Consider the following 21,944-nt stretch of genomic DNA (forward strand, 5'->3'; position numbering starts at 1 on the left):
CGATTTTACCCGATGCCGGCCGGCTGGCTGGAATTTGATTAATCCGGTCCGACGACACCTGGGAAGCAAACTTTTGCAACAGAACTCCTCGATTCTGACGCCCGTTCAGCGCCGCGCCTTCGTCTGGCTCGCCATCGCGCTGGGCGTCGGCATTCTGCTGTGGCTGCTGAGTCCGGTCCTCACGCCATTTCTGCTCGGCGCGATTCTCGCGTACATTCTGCAACCGGGCGTGGCGTGGATGGTGCGCCGGCGCGTGCCGCGCGGCCTCGCCGCCTTGCTGATGATGCTGGTCTTCTCGCTGCTGATGACCCTGCTCGTGCTGCTGGTGCTCGCCGTGATCCAGAAGGAAGGGCCCCAATTGCGCCAGCAGGTGCCCGTGCTGTTCGCGCATGTGAGCGCATGGCTCCAACCCAAGCTGGCGCTGCTGGGGCTCGCCGATTCGCTCGATTTCGCCAGCATCCGCGATCTCGTGATGGGCCAGCTCGAAGGCAGCGCGCAAACCGTCGCACTGTACGCGTGGACCTCGATCCGCACCAGCGGCAATCTGATGATGACGGTGGTCGGCAATCTGGTGATGGTGCCGCTCGTGCTGTTCTATCTGCTGTACGACTGGAACCGCATGCTGGTGCGCCTGCAGAACGTGGTGCCGCGCCGCTGGCTCGACAAGACGCTGCAACTCGCGCGCGACATGGACCAGATGCTGTCGCAGTACCTGCGCGGCCAGTTGCTCGTGATGGGGGTGCTGGCCGTGTACTACGCGATCGCGCTGACCATCGCCGGGTTCGAGATTGCACTACCGGTCGGCATTTTCACCGGGATCGCAGTGTTCATCCCGTATATCGGATTTGCGACGGGTCTGGCGCTGGCGCTGCTTGCGGCGCTGCTACAGTTCGGCACCTGGTACGGTTTCGGCGCGGTTGCGCTGATTTACGGCTTCGGCCAGATCGTCGAGAGTTTTTATCTCACGCCGCGTCTGGTCGGCGAACGGATCGGCCTGCACCCGCTCGCGGTCATTTTCGCGTTGCTCGCGTTCGGCCAGCTGTTCGGCTTTTTCGGCGTGTTGCTCGCGTTGCCGGTGAGCGCGATCCTGTCGGTAGCCGTGCGCGAGTTGCGGCAAAGCTATCTGGCGAGCACGCTGTACAACAACTAACGGCTGATTGACCTTTTTTGGCCCGGACGTCCGGGCCATCCGCGGTTTAGCGTTTTTTCGGCCGCGTTTTCCGGCTTCGTTTTTCGGCCTTATTTCCGGCCTCATTTTCGGCATTGACCTACTGTGCTTCGTCAACTGACGCTCGATCTCGGCACCCCGCCGCCATCGACATTCGACAATTTTTTCGCCGGCGCCAACGCCGAGCTGGTCACGCGTCTGCGTGAGCTCGACAACGCGCTCGCCGCCGGGCCGGTCGCCGATCGCACCTTCTACGTGTGGGGCGAGTCCGGCAGTGGCCGCACGCATCTGTTGCAGGCGCTCGTGCACGAAGCGCCGCCGGGCCACGCGCGCTTTGCCGGCCCGCAAAGCAGTCTCGCGGCGTTCAGCTTCGACCCGCGCGTCGCGCTATACGCGATCGACGATTGCGACGCGCTGTCCGCCGCCCAGCAGATCGCCGTCTTCAACCTGTTCAACGAAGTGCGCGCGCATCCCACCAGCGCGCTGGTCGCCGCGGGCAACGCGCCGCCGATCGGCATGACGGTGCGCGAAGATTTGCGCACCCGCCTCGGCTGGGGCCTCGTGTTCCATCTCGCGCCGCTGCCGGACGAAGGCAAGGCCGCGGTGCTGAAACACGCGGCGCGCGAGCGCGGCATCATGCTCGCCGACGACGTGCCGGCTTACCTGCTCACGCACTTCCGGCGCGACATGCCGAGCCTGATGGCGCTGCTCGACGCGCTCGACCGCTTCTCGCTCGAACAGAAGCGCGCGGTCACGCTGCCGCTGTTGCGCACCATGCTCGCTTCACCGGACGCGGAAGAACGGCGCGGCACGCCGGCCACCGGCCCGGAGACCGGTTCCCACGCCGCGTCATCCGCTTCAAGTAAAATAGGCCCCCATGGCTAATCTCGCACTCTTCGATCTCGACCACACGCTCATTCCCACCGACAGCGACCACGAATGGGGCCGCTTCATGGTGAAACAAGGCATGGTCGACGCCGAAAACTTCGCCCGTGAAAACGACCGCTTTTTCGCCGACTACAAAGCCGGCAGGCTCGACATTCACGCCTATTTGATCGCCATGCTCACGCCGCTCGCGAAATACACGCGCGCGCAGCTCGCCGAACTTCACGCGCAATACATGCATGAAGTGATCACGCCGGCCATTTTCCCGGTCGCGCTGGAACTGGTGAGGCAGCACCGTGAAGCCGGCGACCTGTGTTGCGTGGTCACGGCCACCAACGAATTCATCACCCGCCCGATCGCCCAGGCGTTCGGTGTCGACGCGTTGATCGCCTGCGAAGCGGAAACCGTCGACGGCCAGCCGCATTCGCCGTACACCGGCCGCCCCACCGGCACGCCGAGCTACAAGGAAGGCAAGATTGTCCGCACCGAAGCGTGGCTCGCCTCGCTCGGCAAGACCTGGCGCGATTTCGGGCACAGCTATTTCTATAGCGACTCGCACAACGACATCCCGCTGCTCGAGAAGGTCACCGATCCCATCGCGACCAACCCGGACGACACATTGCGCGCCCATGCGCAGGCCAAAGGCTGGCGCATCCTCGAACTCTTTCAAGCCACGTGATCAAAAAACTTATCCGCAAGCTATTCGGCCAGGACTCGGCGCCCGCTGACAACACTGCGCCCGCCGACACCGAAGCAGACGAATCCGGCAGCGCACCGGCACGCAACCGAGCCGACGCCGCCACCAGGGCGCGCCGCAAATCCGCGCGCGCCGGGTCGGCCGCCAAGGCGGTACGCGATCCCGACGTGCCGGTCATCATTCCGCACGACGTACATGGCATCGACCAGTCTCTGATCTCGAGAAACGCGATTCGCGTGACCGAAGGCCTGCAACAGGCCGGGCACCGTGCGTTTATCGTCGGCGGTGCGGTGCGCGATCTGCTGCTCGGCATCAAGCCGAAAGACTTCGACGTCGCAACCGACGCCACGCCCGAGCAGGTGCAGAAGCTGTTCCGCCGCGCGCGCATTATCGGCCGCCGGTTTCAGATCGTGCATGTGCAGTTCGGTCAGGAAATCATCGAAACCTCCACGTTCCGCGCGCTGGTCGATCCGCCCGCGGCCGACGCCCCGCCCGAGCGACGCCTCAAGCGCGACGAGCTCGACCGCCGCACCCACGCGGTGGACGCCAGCGGCCGCGTGCTGCGCGACAACGTGTGGGGCGAGCAGCATGAAGACGCCACGCGCCGCGACTTCACGATCAACGCGATGTACTACGATCCGGCCACGCAAACCGTGCTGGACTACCACAACGGCATGGCCGATATGCGCGCGCGGCTGCTGCGCATGATCGGCGACCCGGCCACGCGTTATCGCGAAGATCCGGTGCGCATGCTGCGCGTCGTGCGTTTCGCCGCGAAGCTCGACTTCGAGATCGAAACCAGCACCCGCGCGCCGATCGCCGAGATGGCCGATCTGATCAACAACGTGCCCGCTGCGCGTCTGTTCGACGAGATGCTCAAGCTGATGCTGTCGGGCCACGCGCTCGCCTGCCTGAAGCGTCTGCGCCAGGAAGGCCTGCATCATGGCCTGCTGCCGTTGCTGGACGTGGTGCTGGAACAGCCCATCGGCGAAAAATTCATCACGCTGGCGTTGAACAACACGGACGCTCGCGTGCGCGCCGGCAAACCGGTGTCGCCGGGCTTCCTGTTCGCCACGTTGCTGTGGCACGACGTGCAGCAGCGCTGGCAAAAATTTGAGGCAAACGGCGAGTATCCGGTCCCCGCATTGCATCGCGCGATGGACGACGTGCTCGACATGCAAACCGAGAAACTCGCGATCCACAAGCGCTTCTCGGCGGATATGCGCGAGATCTGGGGCCTGCAGTTGCGCCTCGAAAAACGCTCGGGCCGAAGCGCGCTGAAGCTGCTGGAACACCAAAGATTTAGAGCGGGGTATGATTTCCTCCTGCTGCGCTGCCAATCCGGCGAACTCGACGAGTCGGTCGGTGCGTGGTGGACGGAGTTCATTGAAGGAGACATTGCCGCGCGTGAAACGTTGCTCACGCAAGGCGGGAAGGACCGGAGCCCTCGAAAACGACGGCGGCGCAGCAGTGGCGCCAGAAGCCGCGCGCCGGGCGACGGAATGGAGGGCGGCACGCCAGCCGAACGCACAGATAACGGCGCGGACCACGATGGCCCGCACGAAGACTGACAGAGCGTTCGCTGAAGCCGTCGAACGATAGTTGCAGGAAGTTATGCCATGACGGTTGCTTATCTCGGCCTCGGCGCGAATCTCGGGGACGCGCGCCAGACCCTGAAAGACGCGGTGGTGTGCCTCGCACAACAGCACACCATCTCCGTGCTCGACAAGTCGAGCCTGTATCGCACTGCCCCGATCGACGCGGGCGGTGACGACTATTTCAACTGCGTCGTGAAGGTCGACACGACGCTCCCCGTGCGCCATCTGCTGGCGCTGTGCCACAAGATCGAGCACCAGTTCGGCCGCGAGCGGCCGTTTCGCAATGCACCGCGCACGCTCGATCTCGACATTCTGCTGTTCGGCGATCAATCGATCGACGAAGCCGATCTGATCGTGCCGCATCCGCGACTGATTGAGCGCGCTTTCGTGCTGGTGCCGCTGGTCGAAATCGATCCGACGTTGATCATTCCGCAACACGGCCGCGCCGACGCACTGCTGCCCGGTGTGAGCGATCAACGCATCGAAAAGGTGAAGGGCCCGTGTCAGTGCCCTATGCTCAATGCATTGACCGCCGCTGAGAGTGAGCCCGGCAAAGGCCGCTGCGAATGAACTCACCGCCACTCACCGTCACCGCGCCGCAACTGCGGCCGCCGTTCGGCTATCTCGCGATCGAAGGGCCGATCGGCGTCGGCAAAACGTCGTTGGCGCGGCGTCTCGCGCAACGCTGGTCGATGCAGGAATTGTTCGAGCGTCCGCAGGACAATCCTTTCCTTGAACGCTTTTACCGCGACACCGCACGTTACGCGTTGCCCGCGCAATTGCACTTCGCCTTGCAACGCGCGCAACAGGCGCAGGAAGTCGCCGCGGCGCAAGTGTCTGGCACCCCGCTGATCGCCGATTTCATGACGCAGAAGAACGATATCTTCGCGCGTCTGACGCTGCAGGAAGACGAGTGGCAGCTGTATCGCGCGCTCGCCGCCAAGCTCGAGGTCAACGCGCCAGCGCCGGATTTCGTGGTGTATTTGCAGGCCAGTCCCGAAGTGCTGTTCGCGCGCATCCAGAAACGCGCGGTGCCGATGGAACTGCAAATTTCCGACGCCTATCTGCACGCGTTGTGCGACGCGTACAACGAGTTTTTCTATCATTACGACCGCGCCCCCGTGCTGACGGTCAACGCCGAACATCTGAATCCGCTCGACTCCGACGCGGACCTTGCGCTACTCGCCGAACGCATCGAAACCATGCGCGGTCGCAAGGAATTCTTTGTCAAAGGCACGTCGCTTTAAGCGACGCTGCCACCTCTTTTCCAACGGATTGACCCATGACCTATTTGCAGGAAGCGAGCCGCAACGCTATCACCGTGCCGAAACTGCAGGCAATGCGCGACGCCGGTGAAAAAATCGCGATGCTCACCTGCTACGACGCGAGCTTCTCCGCGCTGCTGGACCGCGCGGGCGTCGACGTGCTGTTGATCGGCGACTCGCTCGGCAACGTGTTGCAAGGACAAACCACGACGCTGCCGGTCACGCTCACCGACATCGCGTATCACACGGCGTGCGTGGCGCGCGTGCGCCCGTCGGCGCTGGTGGTGGCCGACTTGCCGTTCGGCACGTACGGCACGCCGGAAGAGGCGTTCAGGAACTCGGTGGAATTGATGCGCGCCGGCGCGCAGATGGTGAAGCTCGAAGGTGGCGAATGGCTCGCCGACACGGTGCGCTTTCTGGTTGAACGGTCGATTCCCGTGTGCGCGCACGTTGGGCTGACGCCGCAATCCGTGCATGCGTTCGGTGGCTTCAAGGTGCAGGGCAAGACCGAGGCCGGCGCGAGTCAGTTGCAGCGCGATTCACTCGCCGTCGAAGCGGCCGGCGCGCAATTGATCGTGATCGAAGCCGTGCCGTCGGTGCTAGGCACTGAAGTCACGAAGCAGGTGCGGATTCCGACGATCGGTATCGGCGCCGGTGTGGACTGCTCGGGTCAGGTGCTGGTGCTGCACGACATGCTGGGGATCTTCCCCGGCAAGCGGCCACGCTTCGTGAAAGACTTTATGCAAGGGCAGCCGAACATTCAGGCCGCGGTGGAAGCGTACGTGCGCGCGGTGAAGGATGGGACGTTTCCTGGAGCCGAGCACACGTTTTGATGCGAGCTAGTGCTCTCTCCAGCTCTAGCTCGCCGACGTAGGTCCGCTGCGTTGGCGAGCGCGAGCAACTCCGTTCACGCGCTGACTACCTAACGGATGATCCGCGCCGGCACCGCGCCGCGCAATGCGTTGCAGATCAGCAGCGCTTCGGCGTTCATCAAGTCTGCTTGCGTCAGCACCTTCTCAGCCGCTTGCAGGTCCGCGACTTCTTCGAGCAGAACGCTGCGCATCACGCCGGGCAGCACGCCCGACGCGAGCGGCGGCGTCCACCACCGCCCCGCCAGTTTCACAAAGACATTCGACCGGCCACCTTCGGTCAACTCGCCTCGCTCGTTGAAGAACAGCGTGTCGAACGCACCCTTCGCCTCGGCTTCGCGCCAGCCGCGATCGTATTCGGCGCGGCGGGTGGTTTTGTGATGCAGCAGCGGATCGCGCGCTTCGGTCGCGGCGAAATGGTGGTCGGGCGCGAGCAGTACGCCGACCGTCTGGTTCGCTAGCGGCGTCAGCACAGCGGCTGCGATGTGCGTCGCACCGTTCTTACTGAGCGCGAGCCGCATACGATGCGGCGTGTGCGCCGGCAGCGATTCACACGTCGCCGTGATCTGGGCGCGAATATTATTTTCGTCGCCGAGATTGAAACCCAGCGTTGCCGCGCTGCGCGACAGCCGTTCGAGATGGCGCGACAGATGCCGCACGCCCTCCTCGCGCGTCGCGTACATCGTTTCGAACAGATCGAAACCCGGTTCGGCGCCGGTTAGAAAACTGGCCTTCAATTGACACTCCGCGAATTCGTCGGCGGCGACGCTGTCGAGGACGATGCCCGCGCCGACGCCCATCGTGCCCTGCAGCTCGCCGGTTTGCGCGGCATGGCTCAGCGTCAACGTGCGAATGGCGACGGACAGGCAGAAGTCACCGCACACGGTTGGATTCGCCGCCGGCGCGGCTACCGTGGGCGCGTCGAGCCAGCCAATCGCGCCGGTATAAAGCTCGCGCGGCGTGCTTTCCAGTTCGTCGATCAACTGCATCGTGCGATGCTTCGGCGCGCCGGTAATCGATCCGCACGGAAACAACGCGCGCACAACACCGGCGAACGACGTTTCGGGCCGCAAGCTGGCCTGCACCGTCGACGTCATCTGCCAGACCGACGCATACGGCTCGACCGAAAACAACGCAGGCACCTTGACCGAGCCCGTTTGCGCGACTCGCGACAAATCGTTGCGCAACAGATCCACGATCATCACATTCTCGGCACGGTTCTTCGGATCGCTGCGGAGAAACTCGGCGGCGCACTGGTCAGCCCGCGGATCGTCCGAGCGCGGCGCGGTGCCTTTCATCGGCCGCGCACGCAACATCGCACCGTCTTTTTCGATGAAAAGCTCCGGCGAACACGACAGCACCCATTGGCTTCCCGGCAGCGCGATCAATGCACCGAACGGGACCGGTTGCCGGGCCCTCAACCGTCGATAGAGCGCAGTGGGCGAACCGAACACGTCGAAGCCAAGCCGGTACGTGTAGTTGACCTGGTAGGAATCGCCCGCGCGTAGCGCGTCGTGAATCGCGGCGATTGCCGCGTCGAACTGCGCACGCTCGACACTCGCGCGCCCATTCGCCGTGCCCGCCACCGACGGCTCAATCGTGCCGCCATCGCGCTCCGTCAACCACGCGTCGACTTCTTCGCGCGAGCGCTTCTCACAGCGCTCGAACAATAAAAAACGCAGCGAGGCATCGCCACGCTGCGTTTTCGGATGCGGACGTGAATCTCCATCGAGAAGATTCCGCCCAAACTCATAATCGGCGAGCACGACGGCATGCAAACCACGCAAGGTATCCGCCACCACAGATTCACATACGGCCTCGAGTTGCGCGGCGTCCACGCACACCCGTTCCCGCACAAAACCCGTGTACAGACGACTCGAACGGCGCGCCGCCGTCGCGTCGCAATCGTCGAGCAACGCGAAGACCGCGTCGCGCTCATCTGCCGTCATGCTTACCACCAACTTCAAACTGCCATTAATCGAAGAAGCTCTTCACCCGGTCGAACCAGCTCTTGCTTTGCGGGCTATGTCGCGAGCCGCCTTCCACCAACGCCTTCTCGAACTGCTGAAGCAATTCGCGCTGCGAGTCGGTGAGCTTGACCGGCGTTTCGACTTGCACGTGCACGTACAGATCGCCGGCAATGCTCGAACGCAGCCCCTTGATGCCCTTGCCGCGCAGACGGAACGTCTTGCCCGACTGCGTGCCTTCCGGAACAGTGAAGCTGGCGCGACCCGCGAGGGTCGGCACTTCGATTTCGCCGCCGAGCGCCGCGGTGGTGAACGGAATCGGCATCTGGCAATGCAGATCGTCGCCGTCGCGCTCGAACACCGAGTGCTGCTTGATATGGATTTCGACGTACAGATCGCCCGACGGACCGCCGTTGATACCCGGCTCGCCGTTACCGGCCGAACGGATACGCATGCCGTCGTCGATGCCGGCGGGGATCTTCACTTCCAGCGTCTTGGTCTCTTTCACCTTGCCCGCGCCGTGGCAATGGCCGCACGGATCAGGGATATAGGTGCCGGTGCCGTGGCACTTCGGGCAGGTTTGCTGGATGCTGAAAAAGCCTTGTGACATCCGCACCGAACCCGAACCGCTACAGGTCGGGCAGGTTTCCGGCTTGGTGCCGGGCTTGGCGCCCGAACCGTGACAGATTTCGCACGACACCCAGCTCGGCACGCGAATCTGCGTGTCGTAGCCGTGTGCGGCCTGTTCCAGCGTGATTTCCATGCTGTAGCGCAGATCGGCGCCGCGATAGACCTGCGGGCCGGGTCGGCCGCCAGCGCCGCGTGCGGCGCCACCGGCCGCCTGGCCGAAGATGTCGCCGAAAATATCGCCGAATGCATCGGCAAAACCGCCGAAGCCTTGTGCGCCGGCTCCGCCCATGTTCGGATCCACGCCCGCGTGGCCGTACTGGTCGTACGCGGCACGCTTTTGCGAGTCCGACAGCATTTCATAGGCTTCCTTCACCTCTTTGAAATGCTCTTCCGCATCCTTGTTGCCCGGATTCCGGTCGGGGTGGTGCTTCATCGCAAGCTTGCGATAAGCCTTCTTGATTTCGTCGTCGCTCGCGTTCTTTGCGACGCCCAGAACCTCGTAGTAATCCCGTTTCGCCATATCGGTTCAACGCCACTCGCGCAATGCGACGCGGTGGCTCCTCTTGAATGCTGGAGTCTTGCGACTCGTCCGGCCGCTGTTTTTTGCCGCTCGAAACCGGCTCGAAACAACGCCCTCCATAAAACAAACGTGCCCGGAGAGCCCCAAAAGGCTCGCCAGGCGAGATAACCGCTCTTGCACGTTGCTGCGGCCCGAATGGGTGCAGGGGATTGTGCAGCCGGGCCGCACACGGTGCCGTGTGCGGCTTTACGGTCGAAATGCGACCTGGCTTTAGTCTTTCTTGACTTCCTTGAAATCGGCGTCGACCACGTCGTCCTGCTGCTGGCTCGCGCCACCTGCCGATGCACCCGCGCCCGCCGCGCCTGCTGCCGCTGCTTCGGCACCTTGCGCTGCCTGCATGTCGGCGTACATCTTCTCGCCCATCTTCTGCGAGGCGGTTGCCACGACTTCGATCTTGGCTTCGATCGCGGCCTTGTCGCTCGAACCGCTCTTCAGCGTTTCTTCGAGGTCCTTCAGCGCGGCTTCGATCGTGTCCTTCTCACCCGCGTCCAGCTTGTCGCCGTACTCGGTGAGCGCCTTCTTCGTGCTGTGGACCAGCGCGTCGCCCTGGTTGCGGGCATCGGCCAGCTCACGCAGCTTGTGATCTTCTTCGGCGTTGGCTTCCGCGTCCTTCACCATCTTTTCGATTTCGGCTTCGGACAAACCCGAGTTTGCCTTGATCGTGATGCGGTTTTCCTTGCCGGTCGCCTTGTCTTTCGCGCCGACGTGCAGAATGCCGTTCGCGTCAATGTCGAAGCTCACTTCGATCTGCGGCGTGCCGCGCGGTGCCGGCGGAATGCCTTCGAGGTTGAACTCGCCCAGCAGCTTGTTGCCGGCTGCCATTTCGCGTTCGCCCTGGAACACCTTGATCGTCACGGCGCCCTGATTGTCGTCAGCCGTCGAGTAGACCTGTGCGTGCTTGGTCGGGATCGTGGTGTTCTTGTTGATCATCTTCGTCATCACGCCGCCGAGCGTTTCGATGCCGAGCGACAGCGGGGTCACGTCGAGCAGCAGAACGTCCTTGCGGTCACCCGACAGAACCTGACCTTGAATCGCGGCGCCAACGGCCACGGCTTCGTCCGGGTTCACGTCACGGCGCGGTTCCTTGCCAAAGAATTCCTTAACCTTGTCCTGCACCTTCGGCATACGCGTCATACCACCGACGAGGATCACGTCGTCGATCTCGCCGACCTTCACGCCTGCATCCTTGATCGCCGTGCGGCACGGTTCGATGGTGCGTTCGATCAGTTCTTCAACCAGCGCTTCCAGCTTGGCGCGCGTGATTTTCAGGTTCAAGTGCTTCGGACCCGACGCGTCGGCCGTGATGTACGGCAGGTTGATTTCGGTCTGCTGGCTCGACGACAGTTCGATCTTCGCCTTTTCAGCCGATTCCTTCAGGCGTTGCAGCGCGAGCACGTCTTTCGACAGATCGACACCCTGTTCCTTCTTGAACTCGCCGATGATGTAATCGATGATGCGCTGGTCGAAGTCTTCGCCGCCCAGGAACGTATCGCCGTTCGTGGACAGCACTTCGAACTGCATTTCACCGTCGACATCTGCGATTTCGATGATCGACACGTCGAACGTACCGCCGCCCAGGTCATACACCGCGATCTTGCGGTCGCCCTTTTCGGCCTTGTCCAGACCGAATGCCAGCGCGGCTGCGGTCGGTTCGTTGATGATGCGCTTGACTTCCAGACCGGCGATGCGGCCTGCGTCTTTGGTTGCCTGACGCTGGCTGTCGTTGAAGTACGCGGGAACCGTGATCACCGCTTCGGTGACCGGCTCGCCGAGGTAGTCTTCAGCGGTCTTCTTCATCTTGCGCAGCGTTTCCGCGGAAATTTGCGGCGGTGCCAGCTTCTGGTCACGCACTTCGATCCATGCGTCGCCGTTGTCGGCCTTCATGATCTTGTACGGCATCAGCGCGATATCTTTCTGCACTTCTTTTTCTTCGAAGCGGCGGCCGATCAGGCGCTTGACCGCGTACAGCGTGTTTCTCGGGTTCGTGACCGACTGACGCTTCGCAGGCGCGCCGACGAGAATCTCGCCGTCTTCCATGTAAGCGATGATCGACGGCGTGGTGCGCGCACCTTCCGAGTTTTCGATCACCTTAACCGTATTGCCTTCCATGATCGCCACGCACGAGTTGGTCGTGCCGAGGTCGATGCCGATGATTTTGCCCATTTTTACTATTCTCCTGACTTTGATCGCTGCGGAAAGCGCCTTGTTTGCCATCTGGCGGTAAGGCGATCCGCTCTCAATTCCTACCTGCACTCAACATAAGTGCGTCCGCATCGTTTTCAAGACCTCTTTTACGATGCGGTCTTTAATTTTTTTCAATCGGTCGAACTTTTTCCGCTTGTTTTACTGCTTTTTGCGACGCCGAGCAGTGAAGCAGGAAGCGCCCGCCCGGATCGCGGTGTTCGTAGACGTTGCTGCGAAACCATCTGGGACCGGGGGCGCGGATCGCGTCCGACTGCGGCCGGCCCCGCGTCGAACGAGTCGGCGCTGCGCTCCCGCATGTCGAAGACGACGAACGCGTAGCCGACGGGACGGTTGGCCATGGCGGTGCCAGCCCAGCTTGGCGGCGGAAAACCGACCTGAAAACGGCAGAAAGCAGCAGCGGCGTTTACTTCGGCGCCGCGACGGTCACGAGCGCCGGACGCAGCACGCGGTCGGCGATCACGAAACCTTTTTGCAGCACTGCCACGACGGTGTTCGGCTCCTGATCGGCCGGCACCATCGAAATCGCCTGGTGGCGATGCGGGTCGAACTTCTCGCCGACCGGATTCAGGGCGACCACACGGCCCTTCTCCAGCGCGCCGTTCAACTGACGCAGCGTCAGTTCGACGCCTTCACGCACCTTTTGCAGATCGTCGGACGAGTGGGCAACGGCCGCTTCGAGGCTGTCCACCACCGGCAGCAAATGCTCGGCGAAGCTCTCGATCGCGAACTTATGCGCCTTGGTCACGTCTTCCTGCGCGCGACGACGCACGTTTTCGGTCTCGGCTTTCGCCCGCAGGAAGCTCTCCTGCAGGTCGGCGATCCTGGCGTGCGCTTCAGCCAGCGCGGCCTGCTCGAGGCTTGCCGGCGTCTCGGTCGTAGCGCCTGCGGCCGCTTCCTGCTGGGCTGCTGCGGCCTCGGCGGCCTGGCGCTCGGCTTCGTCCGCGGGCGTGGGATTCTGGCTCGTCGGGTTCTCTTGCGTATTTTCCATGTCGCTGAAAGTCGTAAAAAAGTAAAAACCAACGGTGGCGGCAGCGCGCAAAAGCAGGCGCAATTTGTGCGTTGCAAAATAGCGACAGACTAGCTGACGCACCACCGCATAACGAAACGGCAGATGGGGCCGGAAAGACCCGTTTCAAGCGGGTCTCGCGGAACTTTTCGCACCACGGACGGGCGGCGGAAATGCCTGGTTACAACCATTATTGCGACGCAATCAGATTGAGATTGAGTGCGACCAACAAGTGGCCTATGCTCCACTAAAGCGTCGGAAAAGACACGTTAACCCTAATCTGACGTAAGCCTTACCGACATTTTGCAATTTCCCACCTGATCCGCCTGTTTCCGTCCTGAATTCTTCCCAAGGGGAGTACCGTGAAACTGACCTTCGCAATCTCGGTGGTCGCATTGGTACTGATTTTGGGCACCACGACCATCTGCATGTCCGGGGCTGTCAACGATCACACTACCGAATACGGCGGTGTGCACGCGACCATGGAACAACTGTTCAACCCCCACCTGAAAGTTTGTCGATAGTGCGCCTGTCGCGTTTGGTCGGCCGGCCGTGCAATGCGGCCGCCGGCTCGCGATACGTTTTGCGCCGTTCCTGCTCGACCTGCCGCTTCACCCTGCTTTCCTCTGTTTCCGCATAAAGCGTCTGCGCGACGCTTGCCGGGCCACGCACGTCGCATAGGCCCAGCACTTTTACCTGCCAGACGATCCGCTCGATTTCGATCTCGACCAGATCGCCGACGCGCACGTCTTTCGCCGGTTTCACATTGGCGCCGCCAATGCGCACATGGCCTTTCTCGACGGCATCGGCGGCGAGCGAGCGCGTCTTGAAGAAGCGCGCCGCCCAAAGCCATTTGTCGATGCGTAGCTTCGCGCCCGTTTCGGTCGAAATCTGGTAGTTCATCGCCTGTTCAAGCCCCTGTCGAATGCGGCACTGGCAGCGCCTGGACCGGCCAGCCTTGCAGATTCTGCGCGACGATTTCGCCGAGCGCGGCAATCCACGCCGGCGACGCGTTCACACAGGCAATCCGATGAAACTCCTTGCCGCCGGCGTGCAGGAATTCGTCGCGCACTTCCATGCCGATTTCTTCAATCGTTTCAAGGCAGTCGGCGGTAAAGCCCGGGCAAAAAACATCGGCGCGGCGCACGCCCGCCGCGCCCAGTTCCTTCAACGTAGGCGCCGTGTACGGCTGCAACCATTCGGCTTTGCCGAAGCGCGACTGGAACGTGATGCGGCACTCCACCGACGTCAGTTCCAACGCCTGCATGAGCAGCGCGCCGGTCTGCTGGCATTGCTCATGGTAGGGGTCGCCGAGATCCATGGTGCGCTTGGGCACGCCGTGAAAACTCAACACCAGCTTGTCGCCGGCCGCGAAGTCGGGCCGGCCGTGCTGATGCCAGTACTGATGCACCTGGGCGGCCAGCGCTGAAATGTACGCGGGATGGTCCGCGTACTGACGCACCGTGCGGATTTCCGGCTGATTGCGCATGCGCTTGAGCGCTGAAAAGGCGTCGTCGAAAGCGGTGGCCGTGGTCGACGACGAGTATTGCGGATACATGGGCACCAGCAGCACACGCTCGGCGCCCGCCAGCTTCAACTGATTAAGCATGGCCGGAATGCCCGGCGTGCCGTAACGCATCGCGTAGTCGACCAGCACCGTGTAGTCATTCAGTTGCAGCAGATGGCGCAAGCCTTCCACCTGCTTCTCGGTATAGACGCGTAGCGGCGAGCCCTCCGGCATCCAGACCGCGGCGTACTTTTTCGCCGACGCCGGACTGCGAAACGGCAAGATCAGCAAGCGCAAAATGATCTGCCACAACAGAGACGGAATTTCGACCACGCGAGGATCGGACAGAAACTGCGCGAGATAGCGGCGGACCGCACGCGGCGTCGGCGCGTCGGGCGTGCCGAGATTGATCAGCAGTACGGCGACACGGTGTGACGTGGCGTTCTGTGAGGGCCGCTCGAGGTCGAAGCGCATAGGCAGCAGAGGTAACCGCTTGAGGCGGAGAGTCGATTCAGGTGGGTTTCATTATAGCGGCGCGGTCTGGCGACCGGTCCGCCGTACACCCCTGGCCATTCGGCCAATTGGCAAGCCGCGCGCCGTCGCGCATGATGACCGGACGTGAAATGAGCGCGTGAGTTGCCGCCGCTGGGCAGCCCGCTATTGCTGGCTGAGGGTCAGGGAAAGCAGGCGCGCGGTGATATCCACGATCGGAATCACGCGGTTGTACGCCATGCGGGTCGGGCCGATCACGCCGAGCGTGCCGACGATCTTGCCGTTCACTTCGTACGGCGCGGTGACCACGCTCATTTCCTCGATCGGCACGAGATTCGATTCGCCACCAATGAAAATCTGCACGCCCGCCGCGTGGCTCGACACGTCGAGTAACTGAAGGAGACTGGTCTTTTGATCGAACACATCGAACAGCTTGCGCAGGCGCGCCATGTCGGACGAAAGGTCGGCGACCTCCAACAGATTGCGTTCGCCGGAAATCAGCACGTTCTCGCCAGTGTCGGACTCTTCGGTGCTGGCCGTGACGGCGGCGTGCATCAGCGTCGTCATGTCGCCGCGCAGTTCGTCGATTTCCTCGCGCAGGCGGCGGCGCACGTCGTCGAACGAGAGGCCGGCGAAATGCGCGTTGATGTAATTCGACGCTTCCACCAGTTGCGACGGCGAAAAGTCGCGCTGCGTCGCCATGATGCGGTTTTGCACGTCGCCTTCCGGCGTCACGATGATCAGCAGAATGCGTTTGTCGGACAAACGCATGAACTCGATCTGCTTGAACACGTGGCTGCGCCGCGGCGTGAGCACCACGCCGGCGAACTGCGACAGATTGGACAGCACGCTGGCCGCCGCGGCGACGATCTTCTGCGGCTCACCCGCCTGCAGCGTAGTCTTGACGGCGCGCATCACGGCTTCTTCGTCCGCGGCGGACTCGACGGTCAGCATCGTATCCACGAAGAGGCGATAGCCGCGTGGCGTAGGAATACGGCCGGCGGAGGTATGCGGACTGATCACGAGCCCCAGGTCCTCGAGATCGGACATCACGTTGCGGATCGTCGCCGGGCTCAGTTCGAGGCCGGAGTAACGTGACAACGTGCGCGAGCCGACCGGCTGACCTTCGGCGATGTAGCGCTCGATCAGCGTTTTGAGGAGGGTTTGTGCGCGAGGATCTAGCATGACGGAAAATTTTAGCTTAATGACACGACTACCGCGAGCGCTAACGGCGCTCACCGTTGACGAATGCGCCACGGCTCGCCCGGGCGCCACTTTGTCTTCGATCCGCTGCGTGAGCCGGCACGTGGCCCGACGTTCGGACCGCCGCCTCGACAACGGCGCGCCGTGGCACTCTAACCGGCACGCATGTCATCAACGCTTCACCATTCTAACGATAATCGCGAGGTACGCCGTCAGCCCACCCGCGCCGCCCCGCTACCGGGTCTGTCAGCGGTTCTTTTCAGGCCCCACCTATGGTGTAATGCCGGCATGCAAGTGACCAGCCAGTTCAAGACCGTCGCGCTCGTCGGGCGCAACAATACGCCGGGCATCGTCGAGCCCTTGACCGCGCTCGCCTCGTGCATCGCAAAGCGCGGCTTCGAGGTCGTGTTCGAAGCCGACACTGCCGCCGAGATCGGCGTCACCGACTATCCGGCGCTACGTCCCGCCGAGATCGGCGCGCGCGCCGACGTGGCCGTCGTCCTGGGCGGCGACGGCACCATGCTCGGCATCGGCCGCCAGCTCGCGCCGTACCGCACGCCGCTGATCGGCATCAATCACGGCCGGCTCGGCTTCATTACCGACATTCCGATCTCCGACATGCGCGAGATCGTGCCGCAAATGCTCGCGGGCAATTTCGAACGTGAAGAGCGCGTGCTGCTTGAGGCGCGCATCATGCGCAACGGCAACCCGATCTATCACGCGCTGGCCTTCAACGACGTGGTGGTCAATCGCAGCGGCTTTTCGGGCATGGCGGAACTGCATGTCTCGGTCGACGGGCGCTTCATGTACAACCAGCGCTCGGACGGCCTGATCGTCGCCACGCCGACCGGCTCGACCGCTTACGCGCTCTCCTCTCAAGGGCCGATCCTGCATCCGCAATTGGGCGGCATCGTGCTGGTGCCGATCGCGCCGCACGCGCTGTCCAACCGGCCGATCGTGCTGCCGGACGACTCGAAGGTGAGCATCCAGATCGTGTCCGGCCGCGAGGTCAACGTGAACTTCGACATGCAGTCGTTCACGTCGCTGGAATTGAGCGACACGATCGAAGTGCGCCGCTCGCGCCATACGGTGCCTATGCTGCATCCCGTCGGCTACAGCTACTTCGCGACGCTGCGCAAGAAGCTGCACTGGAACGAATACCCGTCGCACGAAGAAGACACCAAGCCCTGAGCCGCGAGCAGCCCCTGGAACGCAACGCCGCCGCTGCCAAACTCTGAATTTCAAGCTCACCAGACCACCTCCATGCTGCGCCACCTCTCGATACGCGACTTCGTCATCGTCGCCGCGCTCGATCTCGAATTCGACAGCGGCTTTACTGTTTTCTCCGGCGAAACCGGCGCCGGCAAGTCGATCCTGATCGACGCGCTGGCGCTCGCGCTCGGCGCCCGCGCCGATGCGAACGTCGTGCGCACCGGCGAGAGCCGCGCCGACATCACCGCGGAGTTCGAGATTCACGCGCAGGTCGAACAGTGGCTCGAGCAGCAGGCGTTCGGCGCGGCCGCCGACGACGGCCAGCACGGCGGCACCGTGATGCTGCGGCGCGTGGTGGACCGCAACGGCCGCACGCGAGCGTTCATCAACGGTACTGCGGCCACGCTCACGCAGTTACGCGAGCTCGGCGAGATGCTGGTGGACATTCACGGCCAGCACGCACACCAGTTGCTGATGCGCCCGGACGCGCAGCGCGAACTGTTCGACACGCACGCCGGCCTGACCGACACCGCGGCAACCGTCACGCGCGCCTGGCGCACGTGGCGCGAGAAGGTGCAAGCCGTCGAGCATGCGCAAACGCGCGACCGCGAATTGCAGTTGGAGCGCGAGCGTCTCGCGTGGCAGCTCACCGAACTGGACAAGCTCGCGCCGCAGCCAGGCGAATGGGAAGAGGTCAACAGCGAGCACCGCCGGCTGTCGCACTCGGCAAATCTGATCGACGGTGTGCAAGGTGCGCTCGGCGCGCTGTCCGAATCGGACGAGGCGATGATCACGCATCTGGCGTCGATCGTCTCCAAGGTACGCGACCTGGCCGAGATCGATCCGGCGTTGAACGACGTGCTCGCCGCGCTCGAACCCGCCGAGATCCAGTTGCAGGAAGCCGCGTATTCGCTGAGCCATTACGCGCAAAAGCTCGAACTCGATCCGGACCGGCTGGCGCAGGTCGAAAAGCGCCTCGACGCGTTGCATTCGGCGGCCCGCAAATTCCGCCTGAAACCGGAAACGTTGCCTGAAGAACACGAGGCACGGCGCGCGCAACTGGCCGCGCTCGACGCCGCCGCGGATCTCGACAGCCTGCACGCCGCCGAAGCCAAGGCCAAAGAAACCTTCCTCGCCGAAGCGAAAAAACTGTCGAAAGCACGCACCAAAGCCGGCAAGGCCTTGGGCGCGGCGGTCACCACCGGCATGCAGGAACTGTCGATGAAAGGCGGCACCTTCGAAGTCGGCCTGGTGCCATTGCCGGAAGGCGGCGCCAATGGACTCGAACAGGTTGAATTCCGTGTGGCCGGTCATGCGGGCGTACCGTTGCGGCCACTCGCCAAAGTCGCCTCAGGCGGCGAACTGGCGCGGATCAGCCTGGCGTTGGCCGTGATCGCCAGCGCGGCCAGCCCGACACCCACGCTGATTTTCGACGAAGTGGATACGGGCATTGGCGGTGGCGTCGCCGAAGTGGTCGGACGCTTGCTGCATCAGCTCGGGCAAGCGCGCCAGGTGCTCTGCGTGACCCACCTGCCGCAAGTCGCGGCACGCGGCGACCATCATTTCCAGGTCGCGAAAGCGGGCAACGGCAAGGGCGGCACGGTGAGCAGCGTCACATCCCTCGACAAGGCGAGCCGTGTAGAGGAAGTCGCGCGCATGCTCGGCGGTCTGGAGATCACGCCGACCACCCGCAAGCACGCGAAGGAAATGCTGGCGGCTTAATACCGAACGCCGGGCGCGGGGCGCGGTCAAGGCCGCCGGCCGCCTCACCCAAACACCCGCTCCCACAACCCCAGCACCGCCTCCCGCTCCGTCTCCACCAGCGCCGGCACGACGCGCGCCTTCTCCATCCCGTCCAGCCGCAGCTTGTGCTGCAATTTGCGATAAGTGCGATAGGCCGCGCCGACCGTCTCCGCTTCCGCCTCGCTCATCAAACCGAAGCGCGACACTTCTCGCAGCAACGCGATGTTGCCGGTATTGCGGATCAGTTCGGGATCGCTCGCCGCGTGCAGCAGCACCCAGTACTGCACGGTGAACTCGATATCGACCATACCGCCGCGATCGTGCTTCAGGTCGAACAGCGCCGTATGGTTCGGGTGCCCCGCCTCGACGCGCTCGCGCATCTCGACGATCTCCTTGGCAAGCGGCGCGGCTTCGCGCGGCGTGGTCAGCACCTGTTCGCGGATCGCCTCGAATTTCGCGCCGATCTCGGCATCGCCCGCGCAGTAACGCGCGCGGGTCAGCGCCTGGTGTTCCCAGACCCATGCGGTATTGGCCGCGTCGCCCTCGCGTAGCTGGTAGCGGCGGAACGCGTCGAGATCCGTGACGAGCAGGCCCGATTCGCCATTCGGCCGCAAGCGCAAGTCGACGTCGAACAGCGTGCCCGCACCGGTCGCGGTCGTCAGCCAGGTAATCAGACGGCGTGTGTAGGTGGAGTAAATCTCGGCGGCGGCATCGTCGGCGTCGTCGTAGAGGAAGATCACGTCGAGGTCCGACGCGTAGCCCAGTTCCTTGCCGCCCAGCTTGCCGTACGCGATCACCGCGAAGCGCGGCACCTCGCGGTGACGCTTCGGCAGTTGCTTCCATACTGCTTCGAGCGTGACGTCGAGCACCGCGTCGGCGAGTTCGGACAACCGGTCGCTCACATGCTCGACGCTCAGCTTGCCGGCCAGATCGATCAGCAGGATGCGGAACACCTCGGCCTGGTGCGCGTGGCGCAGCAGGTCCATCTGTTGCTCGACGCCGTCCGAGGCGGCGAGCCGCAAGCGCAGCGTGCGCTTGAACTCGGGCCAGTCGAACGGGCTGTTGATCGCTTCGTCGTCGAGTAGTTCGTCGAGCAGTTGCGGATGGCGAATCAGATAGCCGGCCGCCCAGCGCGACCCGCCCAGCACCGACAGCACCCGATGCAGCGCCTGCGGATATTCGGTCAGCAGCGCCAGATACGCGCCGCGCCGGCTCACCGCTTCGAGCAGGTCGAAGAAGCGCGCCACCGTATCGCCGCGCCGCTCGGGCGGCTCGAGCGTGCGCGCGGCTTCCAGCGCCCGCTGCGCCACGATGTCGAAACGTTGCCGGCTACGCTCGGCCAACCCCGCGTAACGCGACGACTGCCACACGCCGCGCAGCCGCGCGAGCAACTCGCCCGGCTCGGCCACGCCCAGTTCGATCAGCCGCGCCTGCAACGCGTCGTCGGCGCTGTCGTCGGCGAGCGCGCTGCTCCAGACCCACGCGGCGGCGCCGTCTTCGGGCGCGCCGCAGCCGTCGCGGCCGCTCACCTTGTCGGCGAAAATCTGGTCGAACTGCTGTTCGACGAATTCGCGATGCGCGTCGAGCCTGACCATCAACGCCGCGTAGTCGTCGCAACCCATCGCGCGGGCGAGCGCCATGCGCTCTTCGGGATCGACCGGCATCGCATGGGTTTGCGCGTCGTTGCGATACTGCAGACGGTGTTCGAGTTCGCGCAGAAAACGATAAGCCTGCGAAAGCTTCACGCAGACGGTTGTGTCGATCAGTCCGTGCGTCGCCGCGTGCCGCAATACGGCCAGCGTCGGCCTCACGCGGAAACCGGCATCCTGGCCGCCGCGGATCAACTGGAAGACCTGCGCGCTGAATTCGATTTCGCGGATGCCGCCACGTCCGAGCTTGATGTCGTCGGCCTTATCCGGCCGCATCGACGCACGGCGCTGCGCCTCCTGACGAATCTGCAGATGCAGCGCACGGATCGCGCTGATCACGCCGAAGTCGAGATAGCGGCGATAGACGAACGGCGTCACGATCGCGTTGAGCTGCTTCTGCAATCGCTGCGCGGCGTCGCTCGCACCTTCGGACACGAGCCGGCCCTTGATCCACGCGTAGCGCTCCCACTCGCGGCCCTGCACGTAGAAATACTCTTCGAGCATGCCGAGGCTACACACCAGCGGCCCGGAATCGCCGTTCGGCCGCAGTCGCATATCGACCCGGAACACGTAGCCGTCGGCGCTGACTTCGGCGAGCGCGCCGATCAGCCGCTTACCGAGGCGCGTAAAAAAGTCCTGCGTCGCGATCGGCGAACGTTGGCCGCCCGCGGTCTCGCCGTCCTCCTCATAAATAAAGATCAGGTCGATATCCGACGACACGTTCAGCTCGCGCCCACCGAGCTTACCCATACCGACCACGCCGAGCGCAAGCCGCTCGCCTTCCGGTCCGCGCGGCTCGCCATAGAGCGTTTCGAGATCCGCGGACAACACGGCCAAAGCACGCTGGATCGTCGTTTCGGCCAGGTCGGTCATCGCCCCGGTGACTTCGGCAACGTCCGCCTCGCCGGCCAGATCGCGCTCCATCACGGCGCAAAACACCTCGGTTCGCAACTGACGCAAGGCCCGTTTGAGTGCATCCTCGCTCAACGGCGCGCCATTTACCCAGTTGGCGCCGACGCCGGCCGCTTCCGCGCACAACGCGTCGAAACGCGCGTCGATGCGCTCGCGCGTAAGCGGCGCGGCGGCCAGCGCCGCCACTTGCGCCACGATTTGCGGACGGGCCGTGGCAGCCCGCGCCGCGTAATGTGAATAGGTGGAACTCAGGAGAGTTGCGTCAGTCATCAAGGGTCTGGCTCGCTCGTTGCTTGATCAGCTTGTTCATTTCGCTGTGACACATGGGTCCGGCCGCCCCGCGCAAGTCGCGAGGC

Annotated in this window: 17 protein-coding genes and 1 pseudogene; 9 read left to right on the plus strand and 9 right to left on the minus strand. The window is 63.6% G+C overall.

Translation table 11 applies throughout. The annotated features are described in order from the left end of the window. Positions 1-73 precede the first annotated feature (73 nt). The 7 genes from HWY05_RS25225 to panB all read left to right on the plus strand — a co-directional run bounded on the left by HWY05_RS25225 (position 74) and on the right by panB (position 6,446). Positions 74-1,150 (plus strand): AI-2E family transporter, encoded by a 1,077-nt coding sequence (locus HWY05_RS25225; RefSeq protein ID WP_035553241.1) that lies wholly within the window; start codon positions 74-76, stop codon positions 1,148-1,150. Between the two features lie 123 nt (positions 1,151-1,273). Beyond that, the gene (hda, locus tag HWY05_RS25230; protein WP_035553244.1) at positions 1,274-2,053 is read left to right on the plus strand and encodes a DnaA regulatory inactivator Hda; all 780 of its coding nucleotides are present in this window, start codon (positions 1,274-1,276) and stop codon (positions 2,051-2,053) included. Continuing rightward, entirely contained in the window at positions 2,046-2,732 is a 687-nt protein-coding gene (locus HWY05_RS25235) for an HAD family hydrolase (RefSeq protein ID WP_035553246.1), read from the plus strand. Before hda ends, HWY05_RS25235 begins: the two co-directional genes overlap by 8 nt. After that, on the plus strand, positions 2,729-4,321 hold the full coding sequence (gene pcnB / locus HWY05_RS25240) for a polynucleotide adenylyltransferase PcnB (RefSeq protein ID WP_176059986.1): 1,593 nt from the start codon (positions 2,729-2,731) through the stop codon (positions 4,319-4,321). Before HWY05_RS25235 ends, pcnB begins: the two co-directional genes overlap by 4 nt. A gap of 48 nt (positions 4,322-4,369) precedes the next feature. Further along, positions 4,370-4,918: a 2-amino-4-hydroxy-6-hydroxymethyldihydropteridine diphosphokinase gene (gene folK, locus HWY05_RS25245; protein WP_035553251.1), complete on the plus strand. Its 549-nt coding sequence runs from the start codon at positions 4,370-4,372 to the stop codon at positions 4,916-4,918. Further along, positions 4,915-5,595 (plus strand): deoxynucleoside kinase, encoded by a 681-nt coding sequence (locus tag HWY05_RS25250; protein WP_035553253.1) that lies wholly within the window; start codon positions 4,915-4,917, stop codon positions 5,593-5,595. Before folK ends, HWY05_RS25250 begins: the two co-directional genes overlap by 4 nt. A 35-nt stretch (positions 5,596-5,630) precedes the next feature. After that, on the plus strand, positions 5,631-6,446 hold the full coding sequence (gene panB, locus HWY05_RS25255) for a 3-methyl-2-oxobutanoate hydroxymethyltransferase (RefSeq protein WP_035553256.1): 816 nt from the start codon (positions 5,631-5,633) through the stop codon (positions 6,444-6,446). Positions 6,447-6,535: 89 nt separating this feature from the next. Here the strand turns inward: panB and pabB are convergent, their stop codons facing one another. The 8 genes and pseudogenes from pabB to hrcA form a co-directional block, all read right to left on the minus strand. Then, a complete protein-coding gene (gene pabB, locus HWY05_RS25260) occupies positions 6,536-8,431 on the minus strand; it encodes an aminodeoxychorismate synthase component I (protein ID WP_176059987.1) in 1,896 nt (631 codons plus the stop codon). 25 nt (positions 8,432-8,456) lie between these two features. Continuing rightward, on the minus strand, positions 8,457-9,599 hold the full coding sequence (dnaJ, locus tag HWY05_RS25265) for a molecular chaperone DnaJ (protein WP_035553261.1): 1,143 nt from the start codon (positions 9,597-9,599) through the stop codon (positions 8,457-8,459). A 270-nt stretch (positions 9,600-9,869) separates the two neighbouring features. Further along, entirely contained in the window at positions 9,870-11,822 is a 1,953-nt protein-coding gene (dnaK, locus tag HWY05_RS25270; protein ID WP_035553264.1) for a molecular chaperone DnaK, read from the minus strand. Positions 11,823-12,027: 205 nt separating this feature from the next. Then, positions 12,028-12,202: pseudogene (locus HWY05_RS38410) on the minus strand (thioredoxin); the annotation flags it as partial. A 65-nt stretch (positions 12,203-12,267) separates the two neighbouring features. Beyond that, positions 12,268-12,852, minus strand: coding sequence for a nucleotide exchange factor GrpE (gene grpE, locus HWY05_RS25275; RefSeq protein ID WP_176059988.1), 585 nt, complete (start codon positions 12,850-12,852; stop codon positions 12,268-12,270). A 513-nt stretch (positions 12,853-13,365) separates the two neighbouring features. Beyond that, the gene (locus HWY05_RS25280; RefSeq protein ID WP_176059989.1) at positions 13,366-13,773 is read right to left on the minus strand and encodes an RNA-binding S4 domain-containing protein; all 408 of its coding nucleotides are present in this window, start codon (positions 13,771-13,773) and stop codon (positions 13,366-13,368) included. A 7-nt stretch (positions 13,774-13,780) separates the two neighbouring features. Then, positions 13,781-14,851 carry a ferrochelatase gene (gene hemH / locus HWY05_RS25285; protein WP_176059990.1) on the minus strand — a complete coding sequence of 357 codons (1,071 nt, stop codon included), beginning with the start codon at positions 14,849-14,851 and terminating at the stop codon, positions 13,781-13,783. Between the two features lie 183 nt (positions 14,852-15,034). Further along, positions 15,035-16,054, minus strand: a complete 1,020-nt coding sequence (gene hrcA / locus HWY05_RS25290) for a heat-inducible transcriptional repressor HrcA (protein WP_035553271.1) — start codon at positions 16,052-16,054, stop codon at positions 15,035-15,037. Between the two features lie 306 nt (positions 16,055-16,360). On the opposite strand from hrcA, the gene HWY05_RS25295 reads away from it, so the two are divergent. Both HWY05_RS25295 and recN read left to right on the plus strand, forming a co-directional pair. Beyond that, positions 16,361-17,263: an NAD kinase gene (locus HWY05_RS25295; protein WP_035553273.1), complete on the plus strand. Its 903-nt coding sequence runs from the start codon at positions 16,361-16,363 to the stop codon at positions 17,261-17,263. 72 nt (positions 17,264-17,335) lie between these two features. After that, positions 17,336-19,006 carry a DNA repair protein RecN gene (gene recN / locus HWY05_RS25300; protein WP_176059991.1) on the plus strand — a complete coding sequence of 557 codons (1,671 nt, stop codon included), beginning with the start codon at positions 17,336-17,338 and terminating at the stop codon, positions 19,004-19,006. A gap of 44 nt (positions 19,007-19,050) precedes the next feature. Here the strand turns inward: recN and glnE are convergent, their stop codons facing one another. After that, complete coding sequence (glnE, locus tag HWY05_RS25305; protein WP_176059992.1) at positions 19,051-21,858, minus strand: bifunctional [glutamate--ammonia ligase]-adenylyl-L-tyrosine phosphorylase/[glutamate--ammonia-ligase] adenylyltransferase; 2,808 nt, start codon at positions 21,856-21,858, stop codon at positions 19,051-19,053. Positions 21,859-21,944 lie beyond the last annotated feature (86 nt).

This window comes from Paraburkholderia sp. BCC1876, assembly GCF_902833695.1.
Lineage (GTDB): Bacteria > Pseudomonadota > Gammaproteobacteria > Burkholderiales > Burkholderiaceae > Paraburkholderia.